Raw genomic sequence first — 23,957 nt, 5'->3', positions numbered from 1 at the left:
ATGAATGACCATGATTTTCTGAAATATTTTGACGGCGAAATGCGCTGGCTGAGGGCGGCGGCGCGTGAGTTTGCTGAACAACACCCGGAGACCGGTCGGCGGCTGGGCATCGACCGACAGTCTCATAAAGCTGATGAGTCTGTCGAACGGCTGTTTCAGGGCTTTGCGCTGATGATGGCGCGGTTGCGTCGCCAGATTGATGACGATATCCCGGAGCTGACAGAGCCGCTGCTGGGGCATCTGCTGCCGATAGCCAACCGGACACAGCCCTCGATGGCCGTAGTCGAGCTGTCCCCGAAAATGGTTACGCAGGTCAGGGATGTGGTTATCCCCGCAGGCACAACATTGCTGACCCGGCCAATGGATGATACCGGCCTGCGCTGCCCATACCGCACGACCGACGAACTGGTACTGCACCCGTTGACGCTGCATCACGTCAGACAGCAGTTGCATCCGGATGGTCACCAGGTGCTGGCGCTGAAGTTTTCATTTGGTAAGTACGCCGATCCATCGCAGACGGATTTGAGCCAGATCTCGCTCTACATTCACGGCGATCGCCCTTTACAGTCGATGCTGTATCTGGCGCTGACGCATCATGTCTCGCATATCACGGTGCGCTTGCCGCAAACAGGCAATCTCGATCCGCAGCCGTTTCACGGCAAACTGTCGTCGCGCTGGCAGCAAAACTGGTCCTCAGTCTGGCCGGAGAGTGAAAGCCCGGCGCTGTGCGGGGAGGTTCGCCCATTACTGGAATACTTCAGCTTCCCGGCCCGGTTTGCGTTCTTTACCCTGACGGGCCTTGAAACGCTGCCGCTCGGGGAAGACTGTCAGTATTTTGAGCTGGAACTTCATCTGAGCAAGCCACTGGACCGGGATATTTCCGTGCCGGAGGATACTCTGCGTATCCACTGTGTACCGCTCATCAATTTGTTTTCGCTCAACGCTGAACCCCTGAAGGTGGAACCCGCAAAACTGGATTACCGGCTTCGTCCACACCGGCTGCGCGATCATCACACTGAAATTTACAGTGTGGATAAGATGGCCGCGAGTGAAACGCTGGACAAGCGACAGTACGTGCCGTTTCGGCAGTTCTGGCACAAGGGCGGGATGTTGCAGCGTAAAGATAGCTGGCCTGAACGTTACTTCCACACCCGTATCTGGCGGGGTGTTACCGGAATGCATGAAACATTGTTGATGCTGGGAGGGACGGCGGGTGAACAGGATCTGCAGGAAGAAAATGCGACGCTGTTTTTGAACATCACCTGTACCAACGGCAACTACCCACGTATGGCGCTGGATAATGCCGTGTTTGATGGTATGACGACCGCCGGCAACCAGTCGCTATGCTGCCAAACCAGGCAGGCGCCCTCTATGCCGTGCTATCCACCATTGTCCGAGTTATATCAGTGGCATGCGATGGCTTTGCTGCATCCACGTGCTCTAAGCCGGATGATCGATAGCGCCAAAAATCTTCGCGCGGTGTTGCAGCTGTTCAACTGGACAGAGGATAAGGATAATCTTCGCCGTATCAATGGGGTAAGTCACGTCAGCTATAAACAGGCATACAGTTCGGCGGAAGAGTGGCACGGCGTACATATTACTATTGAACTGGATGAAACGCAGTTCAGTGGCATTGGGGACGCGAGATTGTTCTGTGAGTTGCTAGAGCAATTTTTTACGCAGTACGCCAGCATTGCCCGTTTTACTCAATTGACGGTCACTCTGGCTGAGTCAGGGACGAAATGGGAATGGCCTATGCGCACGATCCACAGGGTGTTGATGTGAATTCAGCAGACGAAAAAAAGAGTTTGCCACCGTTCTGGCTGGATAAAGAGGGCAAAGACCAGACGGCCATGTTCAATTTCTACCGCTTTTGTGAGCTAGTGGAGAAATTCAGCGGCAGAAAGCTAGGTGCAGCGGGGAAGCTGAGCCAGGATGCTGTTCGGTTCCGTCCCGACCCACATCTCGGCTTTCCGACCAGTGAACTGAAAAAAACGGAGACCGATCCGGCTCATCCTGATGACCCGCCAACGGTCAGAACAACATTCCATGGGCTATATGGCGTGGATTCGCCGCTTCCGACGGCCTATGTTGATGATATCAATCAGGGGCGAGAGGGGGCTGATGCGATGGCTGCATTTCTGGATATCTTCAATCACCGGATGATGACGCAGTTTTACCGTATTCAGCGGAAGTACAGTTATCCGTCATCGTATGAAGAAGGGGGAACGGATAAATTCTCCCGTAGCCTCATGGCGCTGGCCGGTATAACACAAACGGATGATTTACCCGCTTCTCGATTGCTGGCTATCCTTGGGCCGATGATGCATACCACGTTGACCACGGAAGGGGTGGCCGCTGTGATACGCAGTCAGGCTCTCAGTACACGGGTAGAAGTCTTTCCACATCAACCGGTTACCATGTCAGTTGATGAGCGCACACGCCTGACGCTGAAGAATCCTATGGCGCTGAGCGAGCGCCTTGTTATGGGGGATGAAGTGGAAACCCTTAACTACTGCATGCGCATTGAAATGTACACCGAGGATGCCAAAGAGGCCAAAGGCTGGTGGCCGCAAGGACAACTGCGCAAGGATGTGTTTGCGCTGCTGAAAGCATATCTGGGGTGTGACTACGATGCAGACATATATTTGACCGTTCCCACTTGCATTTTACCTCGTCCAGGGCTGGGGAAAGCGGGGCTTTTTATCGGGTACAACATCATGTCAGGCCTCAGAGATGATAACGAAGACGAGATGCCGCAGACGTTGCGCACGAAGGTGGGAAAACTGCGAGGAAAAGGTTTCGAGGAAGACTAATTGTGTTTGCGAAGCCGAGATACCGGGTTAGTGAGTGTTGACGGCACAGCTACTATAAATGTGATTATCGAGAACAAAAATACCGCAGACCCTGTCTGGCATGAGACGTGGTGGGAGTGGTTACCTGGAGAATTCTCCAGATGCCCATACGGCCTGGATCCGCATAAAGACATAGGGTTTCATCGATGGGGATAGACGTTGAAATGGTGCCGATAATAGGAGTCGAACCTACGACCTTCGCATTACGAATGCGCTGCTCTACCAACTGAGCTATATCGGCCCTGAAAGGACGCGTTCACCTGCGTGAAGCACGGGGTAGAAGGTTAAAACTAAGTGGGTGATGCGTCAATGCCCTTTCGAATCAAACGGCTACTTTTGCATCACCCGCTTAGCGTTAAGCACGAATGGTATCGTCGCCGAAACCAATCCACTTATAGGTAGTCAGCGCTTCCAGGCCCATCGGCCCGCGGGCGTGCAGCTTCTGGGTGCTGACCGCCACTTCCGCGCCGAGGCCGAACTGGCCGCCGTCGGTGAAGCGGGTAGAAGCGTTAACGTATACCGCCGACGAATCCACTTCATTAATAAAGCGATTCGCATGGCGCAGGGTACGCGTCAGAATGGCATCTGAATGCTGGGTACCGTGCGCGCGAATATGGGCAATCGCATCATCGAGATCGGCGACAACTTTCACGTTCAGATCCAGCGACAAATACTCGTCGTCGTACTGCTCCGCTTTCACCGGCTCCACTTTTGCCGGACCGTTCTGCAGAAGGGGCAGGGCGGCCGGGTCGGCATGCAGCGTCACGCCGCTCTCCGCCATCTGTTTGCTCAGCGCAGGCAGGAAGGTATCGGCGATATTACGGTGCACCAGCAGCGTCTCGGCGGTATTGCAGGTGCTCGGGCGTTGGGTCTTGGCGTTAACGATGATCTTCAACGCCGGTGCGATCTCTGCCGAATCGTCGACGAAAATATGACACACGCCGATACCGCCGGTGATCACCGGGATCGTGGATTGTTCGCGGCACAGCTTATGCAGGCCTGCGCCGCCGCGCGGGATCAGCATATCGATGTATTTATCCATCTTCAGCATTTCGCCGACCAGCGCGCGATCCGGGCTCTCGATTGCCTGCACCGCGGCAGCCGGCAGGCCGCACTCCTGCAGCGCCTGTTGAATCACTTTCACCGTCGCGGCGTTGGTGCGCCAGGTCTCTTTACCGCCGCGCAGAATAGCCGCGTTGCCGGTCTTCAGGCACAGAGAGGCGACATCGACGGTCACGTTCGGTCGCGCTTCATAAATCACGCCGATCACTCCCAGCGGCACGCGGCGACGTTCGATACGCAGGCCGCTATCCAGCAGACCGCCGTCAATCACCTGGCCGACCGGATCCGCCAGGCTACACACCTGACGCACGTCATCGGCGATGCCGCGCAGGCGCGCTGGCGTCAACGCCAGGCGATCGAGCATCGCGTCGCTCAGGCCATTGGCGCGGGCGTCGCTGAGGTCCTCGGCGTTAGCGCGCAGGATGTCTTCGGTCTGCGCTTCCAGATAATCAGCAATCTTGTTGAGAACCTGATTTTTCTCGCGGCTGGAAAGCAGCGCGAGTTGGTAAGAGGCCGCTTTGGCCGCAATGCCCATTTGTTCCAGCATTTTCAGCTCCTTAACGGGTAATCATATCGTCGCGATGAACGGCCACCGGGCCGTATTCATAGCCGAGGATGGCATCGATTTGCTGCGAGTGCTGCCCGGCGATCAGGCGCAGGGCGTCGCTGTTATAGCGGCTTACGCCGTGAGCGATATCGCGGCCTTCGCTACTGCGGATTCGGATAACTTCGCCGCGGGAGAAATTCCCGCTGACGGTTTTGATGCCTTTTGGCAGCAATGAGCTTCCTCTTTCCAGAATAGCCTGGGTCGCCCCGGCATCGACGGTGATTTCACCGGCCGGCGGCGCGCCGAAGATCCAGCGTTTGCGGTTCTCCAGCGGTGATTCCTGAGCGTGGAAACAGGTGCCCACCGGCAGGCCTTCCATCGCGTGGCCGATAACGTCCGGGCGGTTGCCGGCGGCGATAATGGTATCGATGCCCGCGCGACAGGCGACGTCCGCGGCCTGAAGTTTGGTGCCCATGCCGCCGGTGCCGAGGCCGGAAACGCTATCGCCTGCAATGGCGCGCAGCGCGTCATCGATGCCGTAGACATCTTTAATAAGCTCGGCCTGCGGATTGCTACGCGGGTCGGCGGTAAAGAGTCCCGGCTGATCGGTCAACAGCAGCAGTTTATCGGCGCCGGCGAGAATGGCCGCAAGGGCGGAAAGATTATCGTTGTCGCCGACTTTGATTTCAGCGGTGGCGACGGCGTCATTCTCATTAATGACCGGCACGATGTTGTTATCCAGCAGCGCGCGCAGGGTATCGCGGGCGTTGAGGAACCGCTCGCGATCTTCCATATCGGCACGGGTCAGCAGCATCTGGCCGACATGAATGCCGTAAATAGAGAAAAGCTGTTCCCACAGCTGGATAAGACGGCTTTGGCCGACTGCCGCCAACAGCTGTTTTGAGGCAATGGTGGCGGGCAGTTCAGGGTAGCCGAGGTGTTCACGTCCGGCGGCGATGGCCCCGGAAGTCACAATCACAATGCGGTGCCCCATGGCATGCAGCTGCGCGCACTGGCGCACTAACTCAACGATATGGGCGCGGTTCAGGCGGCGGGATCCGCCCGTTAAAACACTGGTGCCCAGTTTTACCACCAGCGTCTGGCTATCACTCATGATTTTCTGCCGTTCAAAAGGAATATCGAGATCGAGCTGATGTTGTAACAGGAGTCAGGCCGCTTGCCAACTGCTGGCGTATTGGTCAAGCCATTTTATTGCGCGGATCGGGCATTCTGCGCAGGCAAGGTGACATATTTATGACGGAAATATTTAAACATTCTTTTTTATAAAAAGTTCCATTTCGTCATAAATATTTAACACTACAGCGTTAAAAAACCTCCAGTTTTTGACGGGGCCTTCGCCCGGAATTGATAAGCGCGTGTAAATAAATCACCAGGACCACATAATGAAAAAGCGTTCTCTGGCATTAATGATGATGGGTTTTGTTGCTTCTTCGGCTTCACAGGCAGCGGAAGTATACAATAAAGACGGCAATAAACTGGACGTGTACGGCAAAGTGAAAGCCATGCACTACTTCAGCGATTATGACAGCAAGGATGGCGACCAGACCTACGTTCGCTTTGGTATCAAAGGCGAAACGCAGATCAACGATCAACTGACCGGTTATGGCCGCTGGGAATCCGAATTCTCCGGCAATAAAACCGAAAGCGATTCTTCGCAGAAAACCCGTCTGGCGTTTGCCGGCGTGAAGTTAAAAGAGTTTGGATCATTTGACTATGGTCGTAACCTCGGCGCGCTGTACGACGTTGAAGCCTGGACCGATATGTTCCCGGAGTTCGGCGGCGACTCTTCCGCGCAGACCGATAACTTCATGACCAAACGCGCCAGCGGCCTGGCGACCTACCGCAACACCGATTTCTTCGGCCTGGTCGATGGTCTGAATATGACCCTGCAATACCAGGGGAAAAATGAAGGCCGCGAAGCGAAAAAACAGAATGGCGACGGGTTCGGCTCCTCTTTAAGCTATGATTTCGGCGGCAGTGATTTCGCCGTCAGCGCGGCTTATACCAGCTCTGACCGTACCAACGATCAGAACCTGCTGGCGCGCGGCCAGGGTTCCAAAGCGGAAGCCTGGGCTACCGGCCTGAAGTACGACGCCAACAATATCTACCTGGCGACAATGTACTCTGAGACCCGCAAAATGACCCCGATCAGCGGTGGTTTTGCGAATAAAGCGCAGAACTTTGAAGCGGTCGCCCAGTATCAGTTCGATTTCGGTCTGCGTCCGTCTCTGGGCTATGTACTGTCGAAAGGCAAGGATATTGAAGGTGTCGGCAGCGAAGACCTGGTCAACTATATTGACGTCGGCCTGACCTACTACTTCAACAAAAACATGAACGCCTTTGTGGATTACAAAATTAACCAGCTGAAGAGCGATAATAAGCTCGGTATTAACGATGATGACATCGTCGCGCTGGGGATGACCTATCAGTTCTGATAAAACTGAGCGCAAGAAAAATAAAAACCGCGGCCCTGAGCGCCGCGGTTTTTATTTGTCAGGATTAGCGGTTTTTCGCCAGATGCAGATTGTCGTTATTCATGGTGATCTGCGCGTTATATTCCTTCGGCAAGCGCCGCGCCTGATAAAATACGCGGTTCCAGTACGGATTATCCAGCGACGAACGCATGACGCCCTGGCTTGCGGAGGCGTGCAGGAAATTGTGGTCGGTATCGTAGAAACCGACGTGCATGCCGCCGTGAATGCGGAAGAAGACTAAATCGCCAGGTCGCAGCTGCTGCTTGCTAACCCGTACGCCCATATGCAGAAGATCGCCGGTGGTCACGCGGTCCATTGGCAGATTAAAGCGGTCCTTCAGCGTACGCCAGACAAAGCCGGAACAGTCGACGCCGCTCTGGTCGGTGCCGCCCCATTCGTAAGGGGTGCCGTCCCAGGTGTGCATCTGATCGTGCAGGGCGGCCAGCACCGGTATCAGATCGTCGGAGCCGCTGTCGATTGGCTCGTAATGATGCTGCGCCACCGCCTTGGGCGGTTTTTTTGGGGAAGATGAACATCCTGCCAAAATCAATAAAGGAACAAGTAATAAAGCGTGGGTGAGTTTGGGCTTCATGTCGTTATTTTCATGTTTGGGATCGACCGTCGCCATTTATAGCGTATTCAGGGAAACGTCAGAATGATGAAACGCAAAATTTACGAAAACTTACGTACTGCAGGCATAAATTCGCCGGTACGTAATAAGCACATTTCTCAGATAGTAAACGCGGTGATTTTATTTATTAATAAATGTTTACTATCTAAATCAAAATATAACAGGCCAGAATCAGGATGTTCTTATTTATCTGGCGTGAGAGACAGGCGTGCCTCCTTTAAGATGGCGGATAAAAGAGGCTGGCGCATAGCCCATCGCTTTGCGGAACATGGCGGTAAACGCCGCCGGATGCTCATAGCCAAGGCTTAATGCCACGTCGGTAATGCTTCGTCCTTCTCGCAGGGCGGTGAGAGCGTACATCAGGCAGGCTTTATGACGCCAGTCGCGAAACGCCATCCCGGTCTCCTGCAAAAAGCGGCGGTTGAAGGTGCGCAGGCTTTGACTCATCTTTTTGGCCCACAGCTCCGGTGTACTGTGAATCTCCGGCTGAAGGAGAAACGCGCTGCATAGTTCAGCCAGCCGCGGATGTTGCGGCAGCGGCGTAAACATCGGCAGCGGCGGGGCGCCCTGCAGTTCAAACAGCAATAGGGCGATAAGCGCCGCATCATGTCCGCTCTCTTCATACAACAGCGGCAACTGGCAGGCGGCCAATAGCAGTTGATGTAGCAGCGGCGAAACCTGCAATACTTCGCAGCGCACGCCGGCGCGCGGCGCGTCCTGCGGTTCGATATACAGGCTATGGGTGCTCACGCCCGGCATCCAGACGCGATGCGGTTTATTAGCGGGTATCCATACGCCGCTGAACGGCGGCACCAGCCACTGGCCGTCATCGGTTTCGACTTTCATTAAGCCATTCACGGCATAGAGAAACTGCGCTCGCCGATGATGATGGCGCGGTAAAAGGGTGTCAGGCGGATAATCGCTACCCAGGCCCAATACCCGGCGCGGCAGATGATCGACATCATTAATCGCGATATTACGCATGCGTACACTCCTGGCTGAAAATCGTAATATATTGGCCTTTAATCGTAAGTCAGCCATTCCGCTATTCTATATCGTTACCTCCCTGAATGGAGGAACGGTAGATGATATTTGGGCTTTTTGTTTGCGGATTGTTGTCCGGGGTAACCACCTGGCTGTTTGGCTTCGGCGGCGGCTTTGTTACCGTGCCGCTGCTTTACCTGCTGCTGAGCCATCAGGGCGCAGTAGGCGGTCAGGCGATGCAAATAGCGGTAGCGACGTCGGCGCTGGTGATGCTGTGCACGTCGCTGTTGGCAAGCGGCCGCCATCTGCGCGCCGGAACGGTTCACTGGCGCTCCCTGCTGCCGATACTTGGCGGCATCGCCATCGGCGGTATTGCCGGCGCGGCGCTGGCGCTGAGGGTCAACGGCGAGTGGATCCGCTGGCTGTTCATTTTGTACCTGGCGGTGACCATCGTGGATTGCTACGTTCGCCCCGGCTTTATGGCGCCGTCGACAGCTTGCGCACCGTCGAGTGCAGGGCGCGAGACTATTCTTGGTGGCGGGATTGGCCTAATTGCCGCCTTCCTTGGCGTTGGCGGCAGCGTGATGACCGTACCGCTGATGCGCCGGCGTGGCGCGACGATGGCGCAGGCCGCGGCGATGGCCAATCTGTTGACGTTGCCGCTGGCGGCGACCGCCAGCCTGGCGTGGCTGCTGATGGCGCCGATGGCGGCGCTGCCCTCCGGTTTCATCGGCAATATCTGGTGGCTGGCGGCCGGATTGCTGGTAGCCGGAAACTGGCTGGGATTGCGGGGCGCATCGCGCTGGTTGGCAAAACTTCCCGATCGCTGGCACGTGCGGATCTACCCGCTACTATTGCTACTGGTGCTGCTGGCGATGGGCTTTGGCGGGGTGGGCTGAAACGCAGCCGGATCATGCTCCTGTCATCTTCTTTATACATGCTCTCGCAGGCTTATATTGCTGATTATGGAAAATGACCGATGTCTAATGCTGTGACGATTTTCGATCTGGATAACACCCTGATTAAAGGGGACAGTAGTACGCTGTGGAGCCAGTTTATGGTGCGCGAAGGCTTGGTGAGCGACCCGGAATATCTGGCGCGCGAGGCGCAGCTGATGGCGGATTACGACCGCGGGGAAATGAATATCGCCGATTATGTCGCGCTGATTCAGGCGCCGCTGATTGGTATCCCGCAGGGGCAGGTGGATACGCTGGTGGCGAGATTCGTGCGCGAAAAGGTGTTGCCGCGGGTCTACCCACAGGCATGGGACGTTATTCGTACCCTACAGGCGCGAGGGGAAAAAATGTTGGTGATCTCCGCCTCGGTAACGCTGCTGGTGCAGGCGATAGCCGCCGAGCTGGGAATTGAACAGGCGTTGGGTATTGATGTTGAAATGGCGGATGGCGGCTACAGTGGTGTGATTGCCGGTACCCCGAGCTATCAGCAGGGCAAAGTGACGCGCCTGGCGCAGTGGCGCGAGGCGCATCCTGACTATACTGGCGAAGTCACTTTTTATACCGATTCGATAAACGACCTGCCCCTGTGCCTGCATGCGGATCGCGTGCGGTTGGTCAACCCCTGTCCGCAGCTGCTGGCAGCCAACGCCCGGCACGGCTGGCCGGTGCTGGCGTGGCAGATCGAATAACGAGACGTTTTCCCTGATTGGTAGCCCCGGTAAGCGTAGCGCCACCGGGGAGAGGGGTTATTGCTGACTTTGATACAACGGCACCACGTTGCCGCCGATATAACGGCGGCGCAGCCAGGCGGAGAGGGCGTCCATGACCATGACCACCGCGACCAGCAACAGGGTAATAAACATCACCACATCCCAGTTCCACAAACGCATATTTTCCGCGTAGATGAGGCCAATCCCGCCCGCGCCGACAAAACCTAACACCGCGGCGGAACGGGTGTTGGATTCAATCTGATATAAACTCAGCGCCAGGAAAGTCGGGAACGACTGGGTGAAAATGCCGAAGCGGTGTTTCTGCAGACCATTAGCGCCGACGGCGGTGAGGCCGCGTCCCGGCGAACGATCTACCGCCTCGTGGCCTTCAGCATACAGGCGCCCCAGCAGGCCGGTATCCTGCATAATAATCGCCAGTACTCCGGCCAGCGGCCCGAGCCCTACGGCGCGCACGAAAATCAGACCCCAGATAGCCATATCGATACCGCGCAGCATGTCAAACAAGCGGCGCATCAACACGGCGATAATGCCGGGAATCACGCCGCGCATAATATTGCGCGCCGCCAGGAATGACAGCAACAGCGCGATGACCGTCGCGGTAATCGTCCCGGCGAAGACGATGGCAAGCGTAATGGCGATTTGCGTGAAGTAATAGGCAAACGGCCAGTTCCAGAAATCGTGCCAGACGAACATCCGCAGCAGATAGCGCCCCATCTGCTGTAGACCAGTCGCCAGTTGTTCGCTGCTGATACCGAACTGCATAAAGAACCAGACGTAATAAAGTACGCTCGCCAGCGCCAGCACGCCGACGTAGCGCAGATATCGCCCCTGAGTCTTATACAGCGCCTGATGCTGGCGGCGGCTGGCGGCGATATCCGGTTGATGTTGCCATTGGCTCATTTTTTCCCCTCCAGAACCCACTGGCGCAGGCGGCCGGAAAGCATATCCAGCAGCGACACCACAATAATGATCAGCAGCAGCGTCATGCTGACCTGATCGTAACGATCGAGCTTAATGTTGGTCATCAGCTCCTGGCCGATCCCGCCGGCGCCCACCAGACCAAGAATGGTGGATGAACGGAAGTTAATCTCAAGGCGCATAAAGCCGTAGGAGAGAAAAATCGGTTTCACCTGCGGCCACAGGGCAAAACGCACCTTCTGCAGCGCTGATGCCCCGCATGCCGCCAGCCCGCGCACCGGTTTATCCTGCGCGCTTTCCACCGCTTCATAGAACAGTTTGGTCAGGCTGCCGACCGTATGCAGCATCAGCGCCAGAAAACCGGGGATCGCGCCGATACCGAACGCCATGACGAAAATGACCGCCCAGGCCAGCTCTGGCATGGTGCGTAAAAAGGCCACCAGCACGCGAACGGCGAAGCGTAGCGGCGCCGGTGACCAGGCGTTATTGGCGGCGAGGAAAGCCAGTATCGTCGCTACCGCGACCGCCACCAGCGTGGAGGCCAGCGCCAGCTGCAGCGTCTCCCAAATCAGCGGCAGCTGAATCGGTAGGCGATAGCCCCAGTACGCCAGCGAGCCTTTGGTATGAGAATCGGCTAACAGGACGCCCGGATGCAGCGTCGGCAGCGTCTCGAACATATAATCGAGAAAGTTTGGCAACGAGCGCCAGATGGTGAACAGATTAAACTCGGCGGCGTGCCCGGCGGCAAAGTAGAGCGCCAGCAGCACCAGCGACCAGCCGAAGGTATCGCGCTTTTGCCGCGTCCTGACCTGCTGGTAATAACGTTCAAATTCGGTATGGGTATTATTCATGCGGCGAAAAGGTCTTTAACGTAGCGCCGCCGTCTGCATTGATCTGCGAACGGCGGCATCAGTACGGGATTAACGCGCGCTAACCAGTTCGCGTTTCATATCGATGATCTGCTGGAAATCGGCCACGCTGCCCGGGCCGATGTGCTGAGTACCGCCCATCGCTTTCACAAAACAGGCGTGATCGTCGGTATCCAGTTTTTTTAGCGCGGTGACGACTTTGGCTTTGAAGTCCGCCGGCAGCGCATTGCTAACGAGGATCGGGCCGTTCGGGATCAGCGGCGATTGCCAGATAATCCGGATTTGCTTCATCAAATCCGGATGATCCATGCGAATCAGGCGATTAAAAGCGCCTACGCTGTAGCCGCTGTTGTAGTCGCCGACCATTGAGGTCCAGGTGACCGCACCGGCAAACTGGCCGTTCAGCACGCCGAGAATGTCCTGCTCGTGGCCGCCGGAGAAGGTGACGCTGGAGAAGAAGTTATTGTATTTGTTATCCGCGTCGCCGCCGAATTTCTGTTTAAAGGCGTGGTTTGGAATTAAATAACCGGAAGTGGAATCCGGGTCGGCGAAGCCAAAAGCTTTGCCTTTTAAATCGTCCAGCGTTTTATACGGGCTGTCAGCTTTGACGATGACCACCGAGTGGTAGCCGCGGGACTGATCTTTATCATCAACGGCGATACCGACAATATCGACGGCTTTCGGGTTATTGATATAGACCGAGGCATAAGAAGAAGGCGACATACTTAATACGACATCGACTTTACCACCCAGCAGTCCCTGAATGACGCCAGAATAATCGGATGAGTTACGTAATTTGGTATCGACCTTCAGCTCTTTATCAAGAAACTGTTTCACGCACTGGTTATCGCCAATTTGCTGCGTGGCGTTTTGACCGCCGAGGATCCCCAGATTTAATTCCTTCGGCTGTTCAGCGGCGCTCGCTTGCCACGTCAGTAACAGAGCTGCGAGTGCTGCGGATAAACGAACTGCGCCATTAATATGTTTGTTCATTATTTTGCCCGTGTGTTTTTACTAAAGGAAATTAATGCAATTGGCTAATTTCATCGCCGTACAACCGATGCAGGACATCCTGAGTCAGCTGTGCGGGATGATCGTCGAAAATGATGCGGCCTTTGGCGACGCCAATGACCCGGGTGCAGTACTCTTTGACCAGTTCGACCGAATGCAGGTTGACCATCACGCTAATCCCCTGGCCGCTGATTTCCCGCAATACGTTCATAATTCGCTGGGTGTTTTTGGGATCGAGCGAGGCGACGGGTTCATCCGCCAGCAGGATCCCGGGGTTTTGCATCAGCGCGCGGCAAATCGCCACGCGCTGCATCTGGCCGCCGGAGAGGTTTTCCGCCCGCTGTAGGGCGTGCGGCAACATGTTCATCCACTCGAGAAGAGAGATGGCGCGAGCCCGGTCGGCGTCGGGGAAAACCTTAAACAGCGACTTCAGAGTTGAGGTCTGACTCAGGCGGCCGAGCAGTACGTTAGTCAGCACATCAAGGCGCGGCACGAGGCAGAAGTCCTGGAAAATCATGCCACACTCGCTGCGCCAGGCGTTGAGCGCGCGTCCTTTCAGGCGTGAAACATCATGCGGCATACCGACTTCCGGAAAGCTGAGAATTTCACCGCCGGTAGCGCTGTGAGTGCCGTTAAGGACATGCAGCAGCGTAGATTTCCCGGCTCCCGAGCGGCCAATCACTCCCACCAGCTCGCCGGCATGCAGGTCAAAACTGATGTTATCGAGGACGGTTTGCTGCGCATTATAAGATTTACTCAGGTTGCGCACGCTTAAGACTTTCCGCTGCCGGGTTGGGGTGATGGGCGTAATTAGCGAAAATTCGGTTTCCGCCACCGCGGCAAGAGAGCTGTTCATAAGAGTGTCCTGGTTCGTCATAAACTGGCCACTATTAATCGCGTTTTGTGTGAACTTTCGATGACGGTAAGGCGAACAAATAATGAAAGCGTGATGAAACGCTTATCTGCAAGGCAAGAGGAACATGTCAGCGGCAATCATTGCGTAATGGACTACACTAATGAAAATGAGAGTAAATAAGAAAGAAATATGAGAAGTAATCTCATTCTCTTAGATATCATTCTTTCATTGGATTAATAGTCCTCTGCAAGTGGTTTTTTTGTTTATGTTTAGGCTTTTTGTGCGGTGCTTAAAACCATTCATGCAGCTTATGATTGGGTGAATCGTCTTGTAAATAATGATTGTGTGGCATTATCCTCTTACTTTTGTGTGTTATTAAGATTTTTCGCAACGTCACTTATCTTGTCCATTAAGAATATTCCTAATGAATTAGGGTTATGATCCTGGATGATATAATAATCGATTCGGATTGTAGGAATTTTCGATCAATAACCACATGAAATTAAATGTTTTTTGTTTTTGAGCAAAAAATAGGATTTCGCCAAAAAGCAAAAAATTGACATAAATGAGAATTAGCTTCACATCCTGCTTGTTGACACTTAATCAGAAAAAACCTAAATTTGAATCCAACAAAAAATATAAATCGATAAATAATTTCGACATTATTAATTATTAAATAATGCCGCTGGTGTTTTATTATAACCAATTTAAACAGGGGTAATTTGCAGGTTTAATCTCTGCAGGCCTGGCTATCGGCGATGGGGTGAAAGGTAGTATTCCAGGATGAAGAGGATAAACAGTATATGGACGAACAATGCTCCCTTGATAAGTGTATTTGGCCAGCCCATGATACTTATTTTTTAAAAGGCTTATCGGAACTCATTTTAGATATCGAAGAACTTATTTATTTGTCACTGGATAAAATATGTAAGGATTTTTTGTTTATCAATCTGAGTACCAATGCATTAAATTACTTTATTCGCTATGACAACGACTGGTTAGCCAAGGCCAAGGGCAAACAAATCATTCTGATTGCCGCGAGAAAGTCAGAAGCGTTAGCCAATTATTGGTATTACAACGGTGATATTCGCGGCGTGGTGTATGTCGACCTCGCGCGCGATATAAGAAAAGATCTGGCCTATGTAATTAATGGCCGGTTTCTGCGTAAAGATATAAAGAAAGAAAAAATTACTGACCGGGAAATGACGGTGATCAGAATGACGGCCCAGGGAATGCATCCGAAATCTATCGCCAGAATTGAAAATTGCAGTGTGAAAACTATTTATACCCATCGGCGAAATGCTGAGGCCAAGCTGTATTCAAAAATTTATAAATTAGTTATGTAACGTTTATTTAGTGGTACACCGGGACGACTTGTCCTTAATTAAACTCAGGATGAAAAAGCTATGAAAAAAAAGGTTATTGCTATTGCTCTGGTAACGGCGTTTGCTGGAATGGGTGTTGCTCAGGCTGCTGATGTCACTGCTCAGGCCGTTGCTACCTGGTCTGCAACCGCGAAAAAAGACACTTCCAGCAAACTGGTTGTTACCCCGCTTGGCAGCCTGGCTTTCCAGTATGCCGAAGGGATTAAAGGCTTTAACTCACAAAAAGGTCTGTTTGATGTTGCGGTTGAAGGCGATACCACGGCGACTGCCTTCAAACTGACTTCACGTCTTATCACTAACACTCTGACTCAGCTGGATACCTCCGGCTCAACGCTGAGCGTGGGCGTGGATTATAACGGCGCCGCGGTAGAAAAGAGTGCTGACACCATCATGATCGACACCGCTAACGGCGTACTGGGCGGCAACCTCAGCGCGCTGTCTAACGGCTACAACACCGCAGGCCGCACCACCGCGCAGGACGGCTTTAACTTCTCCATCATCAGCGGTACCACCGACGGCACCACCGCGGTAACCGATTACAGCACGCTGCCGGAAGGGATCTGGAGCGGTGACGTGAGCGTGCAGTTCGACGCAACCTGGACCAGCTGATTTTCTCGTAGCACCGGGCAGGGGGAATACCCCTGCCTCTTCATGGACTGAACGCTTATGAAAAAACATCTCCTGGCCATTGCCCTGCTGCTTGGATTGGCTAACCCTGCGCGGGCGCTGGATGTCGGCGATATCTCTTCCTTTATGAACAGCGGCAGCAGCACGCTGAGTAAAGAGATTAAAAATACCACCGACAGCGGCCGCTTAATCAACATTCATCTGGAACGTCTCTCTTCACCGCTGGATGGCGGCAAAGTGATCCCGATGGATAAACAGGATGAAGTCCTGCTGACCCCCGCTAGCTTGTTATTGCCCGCAAAGGCCAGTGAAGTGGTGCGCTTTTTCTACAAAGGCCCGGCGGATGATAAAGAGCGCTACTACCGGATTGTCTGGTTCGATCAGGCCTTAAGCGATGCCCAGCGCAATGGCTCCCAGCGCAGCGCCGTGGCCACCGCTTCAGCCCGCATCGGCACCATTCTGGTGGTGGCGCCGCGTCAGGCTAATTTTCGCTATCAGTTTGCCGGCGACACGCTGACCAATACCGGGAACGCCACCCTGCGCATCATCGCCTATGGCCCGTGTCTGAAAATCGCCGATGGCAAAGAGTGCAAAGAAAACTACTACCTGATGCCGGGGAAATCGCGTCGCTTCACGCGCGTCAATATTGCTGACAAAAAAGGACGGGTCGCGCTCTGGCAGGGCGAGCAGTTTGTTCCCGTGAAATAGACATGTGTGCTGATGGATTAAGACTATGCCTTTACGACGGATCACCCCTGGACTGAACGCGCTGCTTGCCTCCGGCATGGTTCTTTTGCTGGCGCCTTATAGCGACAGCATGGCCGCCGAGCGCGTGCAGCAAATCGGCGGCGTGATTATCCCGCAGGCTTTCAGCCAGGCTTTGCAGGACGGCATGAGCATCCCTCTGTTTATTCATCTTGAAGGCAGCCGCGATAATCAGAACGATCAGCGTATCGGCGCCGCGTATATCTGGCTTGATGGCGATGTGCTGCGGGTTCGGCAAATCACCCTCGAAGAGGGCGATGACAACGCTCGCGTCAGCGACGAGACACGTCAACAGCTCAGCCGTTTATCCAATGAGGCTTTCAACGATGCGCTGAAGATCCCCTTAACTGATGCCGCGCAGCTGCAACTTAGTCTGCGCCAGTTGCTGCTACAACTGGTGGTGAAACGTGAGGCGCTGGGAACCGTGCTGCGGTCGCGCAGCGAGGATATTGGCCAGTCGAGCGTTAAAACCTTCAGTAATAACCTTACCTACAACCTCGGGGTCTACAACAACCAGATGCGTAGCGGCGGCAGTAATACCTCCAGCTATTTGTCACTCAATAGCGTTAGCGCGCTGCGCGAGCATCACGTGGTGCTCGACGGCTCGCTGTACGGCATCGGCACCAGCCACCAGGACAACGAACTGTATAAAGCGATGTACGAGCGCGACTTCGCCGGGCACCGTTTTGCCGGCGGGATGCTGGATACCTGGAACTTACAATCGCTGGGGCCGATGACTGCGATTTCGGCCGGTAAAATCTACGGCGCGTCGTGGGGCAACCAGGCCAGCTCGACGGTATTTGACAACAGCCAGTCGGCAACGCCAGTGGTGGCATTCTTACCGGCGGCAGGCGAGGTTCACCTGATGCGCGACGGGCGCCTGTTAAGCGTGCAGAACTTCGTCATGGGTAATCATGAAGTTGATACCCGAGGCCTGCCGTACGGTATTTACGACGTTGACGTCGAAGTTATCGTTAACGGAAGAGTGGTCAGCAAACGCACCCAACGCGTCAACAAACTGTTCAGCCGTGGACGCGGCGCGGGCGCGCCGCTGGCCTGGCAAATCTGGGGCGGTAGTTTCCACATGGACCGCTGGTCGGAAAGCGGTAAAAAGACGCAGCCGGCGAAAGAGAGCTGGCTGGCGGGGGCGTCGGCTTCCGGATCGTTGAGTACGCTCAGTTGGGCGGCCACCGGCTACGGCTACGATAGCAACGCCGTCGGCGAAACGCGCATTACGCTGCCGCTAACCGAGGCGGTGAATATTAACCTGCAAAACATGCTGGCCAGCGACAGCTCCTGGAGCAGCATCGGCAGCGTCAGCGCCACCTTACCCGGCGGCTTTAGCTCGTTGTGGATTAACCAGGAGAAGACCGTCATCGGCGATAAGCTGCGCCGCAGCGATGCCGATAACCGGGCGATCGGCGGCACGCTGAACCTGAACGCCCTGTGGTCAAAACTAGGTACTTTTAGCATCAGCTACAACGATGATCGCCGCTACAACAGCCATTACTACACGGCGGATTATTACCAGACGATTTATAGCGGCTCTTTTGGCTCGCTAGGCCTGCGCGCGGGCTTACAGCGCTATAACAACGGCGATAGCAACGCCAACACCGGGAAATATATCGCCCTCGATTTATCACTGCCGCTGGGCAACTGGTTCAGCGCCGGGATGACCCACCAGAACGGCTATACCATGGCCAACATTTCGGCGCGTAAGCAGTTTGATGAAGGAGCGATTCGAACCGTCGGCGCCAATATTTCGCGGGCGATTTCCGGCGATACCGGCGACGACAAAACCTTAAGCGGCGGCGCTTATACGCAGTTTGAAACGCGCTATACCAACGGCACGTTGAACGTCAACAGCGGCGCCGACGGCTACGTGAACACCAACCTGACCGCCAGCGGCAGCGTCGGCTGGCAGGGGAAAAATATCGCCGCCAGCGGAAGAACCGACGGCAACGCCGGGGTGATCTTCAATACCGGGCTGGAAGACGACGGCAAGCTCAGCGCTAAGGTTAACGGGCGCATCGTGCAGCTCAGCGGTAAACGCAATTATCTGCCGCTGTCGCCGTACAGCCGCTATGAAGTCGAACTGCAGAACAGTAAAAACTCGATCGACAGTTACGACATTGTCAGCGGCCGTAAGAGCCACCTGACGCTTTATCCCGGTAACGTGGCGGTGATCGAGCCGGAAGTGAAGCAGATGGTCACCGTCTCCGGACGTATCCGCGCCGAAGACGGCACGCTGCTGGCGAACGCGCGCATTAATAACCATATCGGGCGCACCCGCACCGATGAGAACGGTGAATTTGTCATGGATGTCGATAAAAAATATCCCACCATCGATTTTAGCTACGGCGGAAATAAAACCTGTGAAGTGGCGCTGGAGCTCAGCCAGGCGCGCGGTGCGGTGTGGGTAGGGGACGTAGTATGCAGCGGTCTCTCTTCATGGGCGGCGGCGCAGCAGACAGGAGAAGGTAATGAAAGCTAAGTGGCTACTCGCTTTGGCGACGCTGACGATCGCGCCGCTGGCGATGAACGCTGATGCGGCGGTGACAAAATATTCTGAAGCCGCTGCTCCGGCGCGCGAATTTGTCTTTGTCGAGAACAACTCTGATGACAACTTCTTTGTCACCCCTGGCGGCGCGCTGGATCCCCGCCTGACCGGCTCAAACCGCTGGACCGGGTTAAAATCAACCGGTTCTGGCGATACCGCGTACCGTCAGGTCAGTCTGGGTTATATCGATGATGGTCACAACCATGGGATCTCCGCTAATTACCGGTTTGATATGTGGCTGGAGAATGCGCCGGTCTCTCACCCTTTACTGGGTTTACGGTGTATTAACTGGTACTCGGGATGCGACCTGGCAACCAGCCTGATTTTACCCCAGTCAACCGATGCTAATGGATTTTACGGCGTCTCAACGGGGAGCGGGACGAAATGGCGGCACGGGATGATGTCCGATGCCTTTTATCAATACCTGCAGCAGATGCCGATCGGCGGTAGTTTTACGATGACGATTAATTCCTGTCAGACATCGGTCGCTTACGATGCGAGCAAAGGCGAGCGTTGTAAAGATCAGGCGTCAGGTACCTGGTATATCCGTGACGTAACCCATACCAAAGCGGGGCACTTACGCCTGATAAACACCCACTCACTGGCGGAAGTGTTTATCAACAGCGACGGCGTGCCCACGCTGGGTGAAGGCAATGCCGATTGCCGTACACAAACGATTGGTTCTCGCTCCGGTTTAAGCTGCAAAATGGTTAACTATACGCTGCAGACTAATGGGTTAAGCAACAGTTCGATTCACATTTTCCCGGCTATCAGTAACTCTGCGCTGGCATCGGCAGTAGGTAACTACGATATGCAGTTCAGCCTTGACGGTAACTCATGGAAACCGGTCAACGGCATTCTGCAGTATTACACTTTCAACGAGATGAAGAGCTCTGATTCTATTTACGTCTTTTTCTCCAGTAACTTTTTCAAGCAGATGGTGGCGTTGGGCATTAGCGACATTAACACCAAAGACTTGTTTAACTTCCGTTTTTATAACACCACTTCGCCGGAATCCGGCTGGTATGAATTCTCGACATCCAATAGCCTGATTATCAAACCGCGTGATTTCAGCATTAGCATTATCTCCGATGAGTACACCTCGGCGCCTACGCGTGAGGGTTACGTCGGCAGCGGCGAACCGGCGCTGGATTTCGGCTACATCGTCACCACCAGTGGCAAAACCGCCGCCGATGAGGTGTTGATTAAAGTGACCGGTCCGGCACAGGCGATTGGCGGGCGCTCGTATTGTCTGTTCAGCTCGGCGGACGGTACCGCGCAGGTGCCATTCCCGGCGTCGCTCTCTTTCATTATCCAAAGCGGGGCGACGAAAAGTTACGACGCAGGCTGCGACGATAGCTGGCACGACATGACCGATGCGCTATGGCTGACCACGCCGTGGACTGATATTTCCGGCGATGTGGGGCAGATGGATAAAACAACGGTGCGCTTCTCGATTGCTATGGACGATCCTATCTCGCTGCGCACCATCACCGACAACGGCTGGTTTGGCGAGGTCAGCGCTTCAGGAGAGATTCATGTCCAGGCGACGTGGCGTAACATTAATTAAGCTGGCGCTGGCGAGCCTGTGGCTGCTGGCTGCGCCGCTGGCGCAGGCGATTTCTGTCGGTAATCTGACCTTTTCGCTGGCCTCTGACGCTGAGTTTGCGGCGAAGAGAGTTATCAACAACAATAAAAGTGCGCGGCTATATCGGGTGTCGATCGTTGGCATCGACCGGCCCGGCGGCCGTGAGGTTCGTGCCCGCCCGGCGGACGGCGAACTGCTATTCGCCCCGCGCCAACTGACGCTGCAGGCGGGCGAAAGCGAATATTTTAAGTTCTATTATCACGGCCCGAAGGATAACCGCGAACGCTACTATCGGGTCTCGTTTCGTGAAATTCCCACCCGCAACCTGGTGATGCGCGCCCCGGCGGGCGGGCAGATCAGCATGGAGCCGGTGGTGGTGATGGATACCATTCTGGTGGTGCGTCCGCGGCAGGTTCAGTTTAAATGGGCGTTCGATAAAGCGGCGGGAAGCGTCAGTAATACCGGCAATACCTGGTTTAAGCTGCTGATCAAACCGGGATGCGACACCACGGAAGAGGAAGGTGACGCCTGGTATCTGCGCCCCGGCGATGTCGTTCGCCAGCCGTCGCTGCGTAAGCCCGGCAACCACTACATTATCTATAACGAGAAATTTATTAAAATCAGCAATGATTGCCCGGTGAAATAGCCGGGCAATCGCCTGAATTATTCCTCGTTCAGCAACTGACTCACCAGCGCGATATGGGTCTTGATGCCGACCGCCAGCGCATCTTCGTCGATGCGAAAATGCGGATTGTGCACGTTCCACGTCGCCCCTTTTTGCGCATTGCCGCAGCCGATAAACAGGAAGGTTCCGGGGATTCTCTCCTGATAGGAGGAGAAATCCTCGCTGCCGAATAGCGCCTTATCCTGCAGCTGCAGCGTGCCTGCCGGGAAGTGGCGGGCTATGGCTTCGCGGGCGATATGATTGGTGGCGTCGTGGTTGTTGCCCACCGCATAGCCCTGCTGCCATTTGATTTCGTAGCTGGCGCCGTGGGCGGCGGTGATGCCGTCGATAATCCGCGCCATCAGCGGCGGTACCGCCTCGCGCACCTGCTGGCTATGGGTACGCAGCGTCCCGGCCAGGCGCGCGCTGTCGGGAATCACGTTATAGCTATCGCCGGCCTGAAAAGTGGCGATAGTTAGCACCGGCGCGTTGGCCGGGTCGATATGGCGGGCGACGATCTGCTGCAGCGCGCCGACCACTTCCGCGCCGATGGTCACCGGATCGATACAGTGCTGCGGCATCGAGCCGTGGCCGCCTTTGCCGCGAATGGTGATATCAAAGTTATCGCTGGAAGCGACGTACACCCCCTCTTTCAGGGTAATCACGCCAACCGGGCTGGTGGGGAAAACATGCAGGCCGAAAATATGTTCGACATCGTCAACCACGCCCAGCTCAACCAGCTCACGCGCGCCGCCCGGCGGCACCTCTTCCGCGGGCTGGAAGATGAATTTAATGCTGCCGTGCAGCTGTTCGCGAAGCTGGCACAAGACTTTCGCCGCCCCCATCAGCATCGCGGTATGCGCGTCGTGACCGCAAGCGTGCATTACGCCGGGCTTCGTTGAGCAGAATGCTTCTCCGCTCTCTTCCTGGAGCGGCAGGGCATCGATATCGGCACGCAGCGCCCACATCGGGCCCGGATGCGCGCCGCGCAGTACGGCAATCACGCTATTTTCCAGCGGGCGGCTTATCTCGAGACCGGAAAATAGCGCCAGCTCGCGGGCGATGTAATCGGCGGTCGGCTTCTCGTTAAACGACAGATCCGGATGGGCGTGGATATGGCGACGCCAGCGCAGCGCTTCCTCGGCCGCGGCGGAAATGAATTGTTCAGTGGCGTGATGCATCAGTGACTCCTTCAATCAATAACGGGCTGACTGACGACGGTTTTACGTTTCATGAGCGGCAGCACCGCCAGCGCGGAGCAAACCATCGCCAGTGAAAGAAACAGGAAAGCGCTGGCGTAACCGTGGGTTTTCTCCACCAGATAGCCAATGACGATCGGCGAGACAAAGCCGCCGAGAGTACCGCCGGTATTAATCAGACCGATGGCCGAGCCCATCATATTTTCCGGCAGGCGCTTCATCGGCAGGGTAAAGGCGGTGACGAAGGTCGACATCAGGAAAATTTCGCCGATAAACAGCAGCAGGCTGGCGGTCAGCGGCGTCCGGGCATGGAAGATAGCGAAGATCGCCACGGCGCTGATTAGCGCGCTAATAGCAATCACCAGCGGTTCGCGATTGAGAAAATATTTACCCACCAGCCAGCCGGTACCCAGCGATGAGATCCAGATCCCCAGACCGCCCGCGGCCACCACGTAGCCGGATGCAGACAGCGACATCCCCATACTCTGAACAAAAAACTTCGGCAGCCAGGCCATCAGGCCATAGCTGGGAATATTGACGCAAAAAATAGCCAGAAAGAGCAGGATAACCGTGGGGTTACGCCACAGGGCGGCGCCAGCGGCGCTCTGTTTCGCGACCATCGCCGTCGGCTGTCGGCGCGGCACGCGCAGGGCGATCAGCAGGGCGATAGCGCAGGCAACGATCCCCAGTACGGTAAACGACAGATGCCAGCCGAGCAGCGCCAGCGCGTTAACGGCGATAATCGGCCCAATGGTCATCGCCAGTCCCGCTGACGACAGCAATATCGATTGGGCGAAGGTACGTTGTTCAAGAGTGAAGTTGCTTACCACCGCCTTGGCGCAGGAGCAGGGATAGCCGGAGTGGCCGACGCCCGACAGAAAGCGGAACAGCAGCAGCAGGCCGAAGCTCGCTCCCAGCAGGCCGAAGCACAGCGCGAATAGCCCCAGCGCCGCCAGCGACAGCACCAGCATCGTTTTGTAGCCAATGCGATCGTTAAGCCAGCCCGCCGGCACCTGAAACAGCGAATAGGCGAGAAAAAAGATGCCGGTAATGTAGCCCAGCTGTTCGGCATTGAGGCCGAACTCCTTTTCGATAGGCAGCAGCGCGAAGCCGGTGACGGTTTTGTCGATGTAAACGACTACGTAGCCGATAAACAGTAAGAAGATCATCTGAGACTGACTTTTCATTTTTTTCCGCCCGGTGTCTCATGGTTGCATGTGTTGTCGTGGGGAATTCCCCCACTGCATCCTCAGG

General features: G+C 55.2%; 21 protein-coding genes and 1 tRNA gene. 11 read left to right on the top strand and 11 right to left on the bottom strand.

Features of this window, described 5'->3' with window-relative positions:
* Together tssF and tssG are read left to right on the top strand one after the other, a co-directional pair.
* Nucleotides 1-1,785 carry a type VI secretion system baseplate subunit TssF gene (tssF, locus tag PGR10_RS17680; RefSeq protein ID WP_430923850.1) on the top strand — a complete coding sequence of 595 codons (1,785 nt, stop codon included), beginning with the start codon at nucleotides 1-3 and terminating at the stop codon, nucleotides 1,783-1,785.
* A complete protein-coding gene (gene tssG, locus PGR10_RS17675) occupies nucleotides 1,749-2,816 on the top strand; it encodes a type VI secretion system baseplate subunit TssG (RefSeq protein WP_430923848.1) in 1,068 nt (355 codons plus the stop codon). Before tssF ends, tssG begins: the two co-directional genes overlap by 37 nt.
* Before the next feature lie 204 nt (nucleotides 2,817-3,020).
* Here tssG and PGR10_RS17670 read toward each other — a convergent pair.
* The 3 genes from PGR10_RS17670 to proB all read right to left on the bottom strand — a co-directional run bounded on the left by PGR10_RS17670 (nucleotide 3,021) and on the right by proB (nucleotide 5,578).
* Nucleotides 3,021-3,096, bottom strand: a tRNA-Thr gene (locus PGR10_RS17670).
* A 114-nt stretch (nucleotides 3,097-3,210) separates the two neighbouring features.
* Entirely contained in the window at nucleotides 3,211-4,464 is a 1,254-nt protein-coding gene (gene proA, locus PGR10_RS17665) for a glutamate-5-semialdehyde dehydrogenase (protein ID WP_348854114.1), read from the bottom strand.
* A gap of 10 nt (nucleotides 4,465-4,474) precedes the next feature.
* Nucleotides 4,475-5,578: a glutamate 5-kinase gene (gene proB, locus PGR10_RS17660; protein WP_015368077.1), complete on the bottom strand. Its 1,104-nt coding sequence runs from the start codon at nucleotides 5,576-5,578 to the stop codon at nucleotides 4,475-4,477.
* A gap of 289 nt (nucleotides 5,579-5,867) precedes the next feature.
* On the opposite strand from proB, the gene phoE reads away from it, so the two are divergent.
* Nucleotides 5,868-6,920 (top strand): phosphoporin PhoE, encoded by a 1,053-nt coding sequence (phoE, locus tag PGR10_RS17655; protein WP_430923846.1) that lies wholly within the window; start codon nucleotides 5,868-5,870, stop codon nucleotides 6,918-6,920.
* Between the two features lie 64 nt (nucleotides 6,921-6,984).
* Here phoE and PGR10_RS17650 read toward each other — a convergent pair whose 3' ends face one another.
* A complete protein-coding gene (locus PGR10_RS17650) occupies nucleotides 6,985-7,551 on the bottom strand; it encodes a C40 family peptidase (protein ID WP_032707509.1) in 567 nt (188 codons plus the stop codon).
* Between the two features lie 225 nt (nucleotides 7,552-7,776).
* Nucleotides 7,777-8,574, bottom strand: coding sequence for an AraC family transcriptional regulator (locus tag PGR10_RS17645; RefSeq protein ID WP_213794286.1), 798 nt, complete (start codon nucleotides 8,572-8,574; stop codon nucleotides 7,777-7,779).
* 101 nt (nucleotides 8,575-8,675) lie between these two features.
* On the opposite strand from PGR10_RS17645, the gene PGR10_RS17640 reads away from it, so the two are divergent.
* Complete coding sequence (locus PGR10_RS17640; RefSeq protein ID WP_087859186.1) at nucleotides 8,676-9,473, top strand: sulfite exporter TauE/SafE family protein; 798 nt, start codon at nucleotides 8,676-8,678, stop codon at nucleotides 9,471-9,473.
* A gap of 80 nt (nucleotides 9,474-9,553) precedes the next feature.
* The gene (locus PGR10_RS17635; protein WP_430923844.1) at nucleotides 9,554-10,219 is read left to right on the top strand and encodes an HAD family hydrolase; all 666 of its coding nucleotides are present in this window, start codon (nucleotides 9,554-9,556) and stop codon (nucleotides 10,217-10,219) included.
* A 57-nt stretch (nucleotides 10,220-10,276) separates the two neighbouring features.
* Here the strand turns inward: PGR10_RS17635 and phnE (PGR10_RS17630) are convergent, their stop codons facing one another.
* From phnE (PGR10_RS17630) to phnC, 4 genes are all read right to left on the bottom strand, one after another.
* The gene (gene phnE, locus PGR10_RS17630) at nucleotides 10,277-11,161 is read right to left on the bottom strand and encodes a phosphonate ABC transporter, permease protein PhnE (protein ID WP_430923843.1); all 885 of its coding nucleotides are present in this window, start codon (nucleotides 11,159-11,161) and stop codon (nucleotides 10,277-10,279) included.
* The gene (gene phnE / locus PGR10_RS17625) at nucleotides 11,158-12,030 is read right to left on the bottom strand and encodes a phosphonate ABC transporter, permease protein PhnE (protein WP_046884032.1); all 873 of its coding nucleotides are present in this window, start codon (nucleotides 12,028-12,030) and stop codon (nucleotides 11,158-11,160) included. Before phnE (PGR10_RS17625) ends, phnE (PGR10_RS17630) begins: the two co-directional genes overlap by 4 nt.
* A 69-nt stretch (nucleotides 12,031-12,099) precedes the next feature.
* Nucleotides 12,100-13,041, bottom strand: coding sequence for a phosphonate ABC transporter substrate-binding protein (gene phnD / locus PGR10_RS17620; RefSeq protein WP_087859189.1), 942 nt, complete (start codon nucleotides 13,039-13,041; stop codon nucleotides 12,100-12,102).
* Between the two features lie 31 nt (nucleotides 13,042-13,072).
* A complete protein-coding gene (phnC, locus tag PGR10_RS17615; protein WP_213794284.1) occupies nucleotides 13,073-13,915 on the bottom strand; it encodes a phosphonate ABC transporter ATP-binding protein in 843 nt (280 codons plus the stop codon).
* Between the two features lie 803 nt (nucleotides 13,916-14,718).
* On the opposite strand from phnC, the gene ecpR reads away from it, so the two are divergent.
* From ecpR to PGR10_RS17585, 6 genes are read left to right on the top strand one after another with little or no spacing between them, the layout of a single operon-like run.
* Nucleotides 14,719-15,261 (top strand): ECP biosynthesis operon DNA-binding transcriptional regulator EcpR, encoded by a 543-nt coding sequence (gene ecpR / locus PGR10_RS17610; RefSeq protein WP_047063962.1) that lies wholly within the window; start codon nucleotides 14,719-14,721, stop codon nucleotides 15,259-15,261.
* 60 nt (nucleotides 15,262-15,321) lie between these two features.
* A complete protein-coding gene (ecpA, locus tag PGR10_RS17605; RefSeq protein ID WP_015704519.1) occupies nucleotides 15,322-15,909 on the top strand; it encodes a common pilus major fimbrillin subunit EcpA in 588 nt (195 codons plus the stop codon).
* Nucleotides 15,910-15,966: 57 nt separating this feature from the next.
* Nucleotides 15,967-16,635, top strand: a complete 669-nt coding sequence (locus PGR10_RS17600; protein ID WP_316425263.1) for a hypothetical protein — start codon at nucleotides 15,967-15,969, stop codon at nucleotides 16,633-16,635.
* 25 nt (nucleotides 16,636-16,660) lie between these two features.
* Nucleotides 16,661-19,186 carry a fimbrial biogenesis outer membrane usher protein gene (locus tag PGR10_RS17595; RefSeq protein ID WP_308958682.1) on the top strand — a complete coding sequence of 842 codons (2,526 nt, stop codon included), beginning with the start codon at nucleotides 16,661-16,663 and terminating at the stop codon, nucleotides 19,184-19,186.
* A gap of 43 nt (nucleotides 19,187-19,229) precedes the next feature.
* On the top strand, nucleotides 19,230-20,822 hold the full coding sequence (gene ecpD / locus PGR10_RS17590) for a fimbrial adhesin EcpD (RefSeq protein WP_430923869.1): 1,593 nt from the start codon (nucleotides 19,230-19,232) through the stop codon (nucleotides 20,820-20,822).
* Nucleotides 20,791-21,486: a hypothetical protein gene (locus PGR10_RS17585; RefSeq protein WP_430923842.1), complete on the top strand. Its 696-nt coding sequence runs from the start codon at nucleotides 20,791-20,793 to the stop codon at nucleotides 21,484-21,486. Before ecpD ends, PGR10_RS17585 begins: the two co-directional genes overlap by 32 nt.
* A gap of 17 nt (nucleotides 21,487-21,503) precedes the next feature.
* Here PGR10_RS17585 and PGR10_RS17580 read toward each other — a convergent pair whose 3' ends face one another.
* Complete coding sequence (locus tag PGR10_RS17580) at nucleotides 21,504-22,685, bottom strand: amidohydrolase (RefSeq protein ID WP_430923841.1); 1,182 nt, start codon at nucleotides 22,683-22,685, stop codon at nucleotides 21,504-21,506.
* A gap of 11 nt (nucleotides 22,686-22,696) precedes the next feature.
* On the bottom strand, nucleotides 22,697-23,890 hold the full coding sequence (locus tag PGR10_RS17575; RefSeq protein WP_430923840.1) for an MFS transporter: 1,194 nt from the start codon (nucleotides 23,888-23,890) through the stop codon (nucleotides 22,697-22,699).
* Nucleotides 23,891-23,957 lie beyond the last annotated feature (67 nt).

The organism is Klebsiella sp. 141198, assembly GCF_050600785.1.
GTDB lineage: Bacteria > Pseudomonadota > Gammaproteobacteria > Enterobacterales > Enterobacteriaceae > Klebsiella > Klebsiella aerogenes.
Note: the sequence above shows the minus strand (reverse complement) of the source record. Positions and strands in the feature narration are given on the sequence as shown.